Genomic DNA, 6,331 nt, shown 5'->3' with positions numbered 1-6,331 from the left:
GCACGCTGGGCTGGACCATGGCATGTGGGTCGGGACGCTTGCTTGCCGACCTGATCGCGCGTAAAAAGCCGCAGATCAGCGCCGCCGGCCTGGACATATCGCGCTACGGACAGCCACACGAAACGGTTCGTCAGGGTCAGTCGGCGCCGGCGCATTCGTAACTGTTGGTCCAGGATCGCCGCCCTGCGCGGCGGTCCTTGCAACTTTTCACCCTTCAAACCTTGCAAAAGAAGCCCGCCATGCGTCCAGCCCGCGCCCTGATCGACCTCTCCGCCCTGCGCCACAACTATCGACTGGCACGCCAGATGAGTGGGGCGAAGGCGTTGGCTGTGGTCAAGGCCGATGCCTACGGGCATGGCGCGGTGCGTTGTGCCCAGGCGCTGGAAGGCGAGGCGGACGGGTTTGCCGTGGCCTGCATCGAGGAAGCCCTGCAGTTGCGTGCGGCGGGTATCACCGCGCCGGTATTGCTGCTCGAAGGATTTTTCGAAGCCAGCGAACTGCCATTGATCATCGAGCATGGGCTGTGGTGCGTGGTGCATTCGTTGTGGCAACTGGAAGCCATCGAGCAGGCACGCCTGAGCCAGCCGTTGCAGGTCTGGTTGAAACTCGACTCGGGCATGCACCGTGTCGGCCTGCATCCCAAGGATTACCAGGCCGCCTATCAGCGCCTGCTGGCCAGCGGCAAGGTGGCCAAGATCGTGCTGATGAGCCATTTCGCCCGCGCCGATGAGCTGGACTGCCCCAGCAGTACCGAGCAACTGGCCGTGTTCGACACGGCGCGGCAGGGGCTGAGCGCCGAGATCAGCCTGCGCAACTCCCCGGCAGTGCTCGGCTGGCCGCAGATTCCCAGTGACTGGGTGCGCCCCGGCATCANNCCGCGCTCAACGAAAAGCTGCGCGCGCTGGAAAACGTCGGCGACATTACGCTGATGGCGCACTTTGCCGATGCGGAAAACCCGGAAGGGCTGATCGCGCCGTTGCAGCGCATTGAACGCGCCGCCGAAGGGCTCGCGATTCCCCGTTCGCTCTCCAATTCCGCCTGCACGCTCTGGCATCCTGAAGCGCACTACGACTGGGTGCGCCCCGGCATCATGCTTTACGGGGCCACACCGTTCGAAACCGCGACCTCTGCCAGTGCCCAGTTGCAGCCGGTTATGACGCTGCAGTCCAAGGTCATCAGCGTGCGTGAACTGCCTGCGGGGGAGGCCGTGGGCTACGGCGCGCGCTTTGTCACCCAGCGGCCGAGCCGGATCGGCGTGGTGGCCATGGGTTATGCCGATGGTTACCCGCGCCTGGCGCCCAATGGCACGCCAGTGCTGGTCGATGGCGTGCGTACCGTGCTGGCGGGGCGGGTATCGATGGACATGCTCAACGTCGACCTGACCGATGTGCCCCAGGCGGGCGTCGGCAGTACGGTCGAGCTGTGGGGCAAGCAGGTGCTGGCCAGTGACGTCGCCCACGCCGCTGGCACCATTGCCTACCAGATCTTCTGCAACCTGCGCCGCGTGCCCTTGCAGTACGTTTAGTCCAGCGTCTGGGCGCGCCATGCGCCCGGGCCGACCCATCGCCCGCCAATGTGTTGTAAATCCCGAACGCTGTTGCCATGATACCGGCCATCATGAACTGCTCAGCATTCCAGGAGGCTTTCGCATTGGACGTCGGCGAACGACTGCAAGCCATTCGCAAACTCAAGGGTTTGTCCCAGCGTGAACTCGCCAAACGAGCGGGCGTCACCAACAGCACCATTTCCATGATCGAGAAGAACAGCGTGAGTCCCTCGATCAGCTCGCTGCGCAAGGTGCTGGGCGGGATTCCAATGTCCATGGTGGAGTTCTTTTCCGAAGAACTGCAGGCCGAGCGGCCAACCCAAGTGGTCTACAAGGCCAATGAGCTGATCGATATCTCCGACGGCGCGGTGACCATGAAGCTGGTCGGCAAGGCCCACCCCAGCCGGGCCATCGCCTTTCTCAGCGAGGTCTATCCGCCGGGTGCCGACACCGGTATGGAAATGCTTATGCACGAGGGCGAGGAGACCGGCATCCTGGTGGAAGGGCGCCTGGAGCTGGTGGTCGGTCAGGACACCTACGTGCTCGAAGAGGGCGACAGCTACTACTTCGAAAGCAGCAAACCGCATCGCTTCCGCAACCCGTTCGATACGCCCGCCCGCTTGATCAGCGCCGCCACGCCGGCGAATTTCTGAGTCGGCCGGTCGCGCTGATCAGTTTCTGGTCTGCTCCGAGCGTCAACTCGCAGGTGTTTGCAGCACATCGAACGCTTGATCACCGAGTTTGAAATCGGCGATGACGTCCATGCCCAGTTTTTGATGGGCCTTCAGCGAGCCAACATTGCTACGGTTGATGAACAGCAATCCACGGCGCTCCCCCATGTAATGACACAGCTTTGTGTAGAGCGCCTTGGGCAGGCCTTGGCCGCGCATGGAAGGATCCACGCAGATGGGGCCGTAGGCGTAGGCATCATCGATGGCCGGGCAGGCGGCGAACATCGCCTTGACGGGCGGCGCGGCGTCGTCAGCGTTTTCGGCACTGAACAGCACGCCTTTGACCTGCTCGCCGTCGATAGCGACTATGATCGGCGTACCCGTTTCGACCCATGTGCGCACCACGGCTGCAGACCAGTCGCCATACAGGGTGCCACCGTTGGCGGCTGAGTTGGCAATCAGCAGGCGGGAGATGCTCACGGAATCGTCGGGAGTGGCAAGGCGAAGTTCAAGCGTCACGGGCATGTCCTGGAGGGTGTGGTCGGTTCGCTCAACGGCCGGTGGCAGCGGCAGCTGTGCAACAATCCCAATAGGATAGCGGTCCAACCTGCAAATAACAGGTCAGGAGGCCAAAGCATGGTGCATCGGTGTTCCATCGAAGTGGCCGTGGACCAGGTGCTGCAGCGTTTGCCCACGCATATCCACATGGGTATGCCGCTGGGCCTGGGCAAGCCCAACCGCTTCGTCAACGCGCTGTATGCCCGCATCAAGGGCCTGCCCGAGCGGCGTCTGACGATCTATACCGCACTGGTGCTGGGCCGCCCGCCCCTGGGCGACGGCCTGCAGAAGCGCTTGCTCGAACCCTTCGTCGAGCGCGTGTTCGGCGATTACCCCGAGTTCGAGTTTCTCGCCGACCTACGCCGTGACGAGCTGCCCTCCAACATCACGGTACAACAGTTCTTCATGCAACCAGGCAGCCTGCTGGGCAGCACGACGGCGCAGCAAAGCTACATCAGCAGCAATTACAGCCACGCCGCGCGCGACATCAATGCCAAGGGGCTGAATCTGGTGGCGCAACTGGTCAGCCAGCACCCCGAAAATGCCGAACGTCTGAGCCTGAGCTGCAATCCGGACATCACCCTGGACCTGCTGCCGATGATCGAAAGGCGTCGTGCGGCCGGCGAAACCATTCTGATTCTGGGCCAGATCCACGAGGCCCTGCCGTTCATGCCCGGCAGTGCTGAGATCGACAGCGAGGCGTTCGATCTGCTGATCGACGGTGCCGAGCAGTCGACGCTGTTTTCCACGCCGAACATGCCGGTCGGTGTGCAGGATCATTTCATCGGTCTGCATGCCAGCACACTGGTGCGCGACGGTGGCACGCTGCAGATCGGTATCGGGGCGATGGGTGATGCGCTGAGCGCCGCCCTGCTCGCGCGTCAGGCCGACAATGCCGGCTACCGGGCGTTGCTCGATGAACTCGACCTGTCGCCCTGGCAGGCGTTGATCCAGGCCGAAGGCGGCGTCGAGCCCTTCGCTACCGGCCTGTATGGGTGCAGCGAGATGTTCGTCAACGGCCTGCTGGCCCTCGCCGAAGCGGGGGTGATACGCCGCAAGGTCTACCCGGACGTGGCACGCCAGGCGGCGGCCAACGCCGGTGTGCTGCACGCCGATGAGGACCGGGACGGGGTGGTGGTACACGGCGGTTTCTTTCTCGGGCCGAACAGTTTCTACGAGCGCCTTCGGCAGATGCCGGCAGCGAGCTTGGCCCGCTTCGACATGACCGCGATCAGCTACATCAACGAGCTGTATGGCGACGAGCAGCTCAAACGTCTGCAACGACGCGATGCGCGGTTCATCAATACCGTGTTCACGGCGACGGTGATGGGCGCGGCCGTGTCGGACCAGCTCGAAGACGGGCGGGTCATCAGCGGCGTTGGCGGGCAGTACAATTTCGTCGTTCAGGGGCACGCCCTGGAGGGCGCACGTTCGGTGCTGATCCTGCGCAGTTGGCGGGAATCGGCAGGTGTCATCAGCTCCAACGTGCTGTGGGACTATGGCCATTGCACGATTCCACGGCACCTGCGCGACATCGTCGTGACCGAGTACGGCATTGCCCAGTTGCGCGGGCGTACCGATGCCGAGGTGATCGAGGCGATGATCAACATCAGCGATTCGCGCTTCCAGCCCAGCCTGATCGACGAGGCCCAGCGCGCCGGCAAGTTGAGCAAGGATTTCGTGCTCGATCCGCGCTTTGCCAACAACACCAGCGAGCGTCTGGAGGCAATCCGCAATCGACACGCGTCGCTGTTCCCGGAGTATCCGCTGGGGTGCGATTTCACCGATGAGGAAAAGGACTTGCTGCGCGCGCTGAACTGGCTCAAAAGCAAGTTCAAGCTCAGCGAGATGCTCGAGCTGGGCAAGGCGGCGCTGGAGGCACCCGAGGCCAGCGGCTACCCTCTGCACCTGCAGCGCATGGGCCTGGACCAGCCACAGGGGTTGCGCGAGGAACTCTACCAGCGCCTGGTACTGGCCGCCCTGCAGGAGACCGAAAACCCGGCGCGCTAGGCGCCGCGGTGGGTCAGGTCACTCCACGAAGGTCACGACGCCATTGGCCAGCGACTGTACCCGGGCCAGGGATTCCACGCGATAGCCTTGCGCATCGAGTTCGGCGCGGCCGCCCTGGAAGGACTTCTCGATGACGATACCCAGTCCGGCCAGTTTGGCGCCGGCCTGGTTGATGATCGAAATCAGCGCCTGCGACGCTTTGCCGTTGGCCAGGAAATCGTCGATCACCAGCACGGTATCGTTGCTGTTCAAATGACGCGGCGAAATGGCCACCGTGCTTTCCGTCTGCTTGGTGAACGAATACACCGAGGCCACCAGCAGGTTTTCCGTCAGCGTCAGCGACTGGTGCTTGCGCGCGAAGATCACCGGCACGCCCAGNNGCCTCGATGGTGACGATCTTGGTGATCCCGGCATCGGCGAACCGGCGGGCGAATTCGTCGCCGATCTGCTGCATCAAGAGCGGATCGATCTGGTGGTTGAGAAAGGCATCGACCTTCAATACCTGATCGGAAAGCACGATGCCTTCTTCGCGAATCTTTTTGTGCAGAGCTTCCACGGTGGTTCCTCGATGTACCAATGTGCGCAGGCCGGCTGTGGCCCGGGCAGGGTTGAATTCAGCGTTTGAGCATGGCGCGGATATCGGCCAATGCGGTATTGCCGCGCACGGCTTTGACTTCCGTGGGCGTGTCGTCGTTACCTTCCCAGGCCAGGTCGTCGGGCGGCAGTTCATCGAGAAAGCGGCTGGGTGCGCAATCGATGATCTCGCCGTACTGCTTGCGCTTGGCGGCGAAGGTAAAGGCCAGGGTCTGCCGCGCGCGCGTGATGCCCACGTAAGCCAGGCGGCGTTCTTCCTCGATGGTGTCAGCCTCGATGCTGGAGCGATGCGGCAGGATTTCCTCTTCCATGCCCATGATGAACACGTAGGGAAATTCCAGGCCCTTGGACGCATGCAGGGTCATCATCTGCACGCCCTCGGCGCCGTCCTCTTCTTCCTGCTGCCGTTCGAGCATGTCGCGCAGCACCAGCTTGCCGATCGCTTCCTCGACCGTCATGGCGCCGTCTTCGTCCTTTTCCAGGGTGTTCTTCAAGGCCTCGACCAGAAACCACACGTTGCTCATGCGGTAGTCGGCGGCCTTTTCACTGGAACTGTTGGTGCGCAGCCACTGCTCGTAGTCGATGTCCATGACCATGCTGCGCAGCGCCCCGATCGGGTCTTCACCGGCGCACTGCTCGCGGACCTTGTCCATATAGCGCTTGAAGCGGCTCAGGCGATCGGTGAAGCGCGCGTCCAGATGCTCGCCCAGGCCGATCTCGTCGGTGGCCGCGTACATCGAGATCTTGCGCTCGGTGGCATAGTTGCCGAGCTTTTCCAGGGTCGTGGAACCGATTTCCCGGCGCGGCACGTTGATCACCCGCAGGAAAGCGTTGTCGTCGTCCGGGTTCACGATCAGGCGGAAGTAGGCCATCAGGTCCTTCACTTCCTGACGCCCGAAGAAGCTGTTGCCGCCACTGAGCCGATAGGGGATCTGGTGGTGCTGCAGCTTCA

General features: G+C 62.9%; 4 protein-coding genes and 5 pseudogenes. 6 read left to right on the top strand and 3 right to left on the bottom strand.

Annotated elements, in window-relative coordinates:
• From B2V21_RS03750 to B2V21_RS03735, 5 genes and pseudogenes are all read left to right on the top strand, one after another.
• Positions 1-161, top strand: a pseudogene (locus B2V21_RS03750) (D-amino acid dehydrogenase); the annotation flags it as partial.
• A gap of 78 nt (positions 162-239) precedes the next feature.
• Positions 240-872 (top strand): annotated as a pseudogene (gene alr / locus B2V21_RS03745) (alanine racemase); the annotation flags it as partial.
• Between the two features lie 56 nt (positions 873-928).
• A pseudogene (locus B2V21_RS21540) lies at positions 929-1,051 on the top strand (hypothetical protein); the annotation flags it as partial.
• 18 nt (positions 1,052-1,069) lie between these two features.
• A pseudogene (gene alr / locus B2V21_RS03740) lies at positions 1,070-1,525 on the top strand (alanine racemase); the annotation flags it as partial.
• Between the two features lie 125 nt (positions 1,526-1,650).
• A complete protein-coding gene (locus B2V21_RS03735; protein ID WP_049860349.1) occupies positions 1,651-2,199 on the top strand; it encodes a cupin domain-containing protein in 549 nt (182 codons plus the stop codon).
• A gap of 42 nt (positions 2,200-2,241) precedes the next feature.
• Here the strand turns inward: B2V21_RS03735 and B2V21_RS03730 are convergent, their stop codons facing one another.
• Positions 2,242-2,823: a GNAT family N-acetyltransferase gene (locus B2V21_RS03730; protein WP_286916064.1), complete on the bottom strand. Its 582-nt coding sequence runs from the start codon at positions 2,821-2,823 to the stop codon at positions 2,242-2,244.
• Positions 2,824-2,853: 30 nt separating this feature from the next.
• On the opposite strand from B2V21_RS03730, the gene B2V21_RS03725 reads away from it, so the two are divergent.
• On the top strand, positions 2,854-4,785 hold the full coding sequence (locus B2V21_RS03725; RefSeq protein ID WP_286916063.1) for an acetyl-CoA hydrolase/transferase C-terminal domain-containing protein: 1,932 nt from the start codon (positions 2,854-2,856) through the stop codon (positions 4,783-4,785).
• Between the two features lie 18 nt (positions 4,786-4,803).
• Here the strand turns inward: B2V21_RS03725 and B2V21_RS03720 are convergent.
• Positions 4,804-5,341, bottom strand: a pseudogene (locus B2V21_RS03720) (xanthine phosphoribosyltransferase).
• A gap of 58 nt (positions 5,342-5,399) precedes the next feature.
• Positions 5,400-6,331, bottom strand: a 932-nt coding sequence (locus B2V21_RS03715; RefSeq protein WP_286916062.1) for a 3'-5' exonuclease, incomplete at its 5' end; no start/stop codon positions are given.

It is taken from the genome of Pseudomonas sp. UBA6276 (assembly GCF_002438365.1).
In the GTDB taxonomy this organism is placed as follows: Bacteria; Pseudomonadota; Gammaproteobacteria; order Pseudomonadales; family Pseudomonadaceae; genus Aquipseudomonas; species Aquipseudomonas coleopterorum.
Note: the sequence above shows the minus strand (reverse complement) of the source record. Positions and strands in the feature narration are given on the sequence as shown.

Bases quoted from the DNA above. Each gene is read 5' to 3' on its own strand.
- B2V21_RS03725 (WP_286916063.1), top strand. From the start codon at position 2,854: ATGGTGCATCGGTGTTCCATCGAAGTGGCCGTGGACCAGGTGCTGCAG.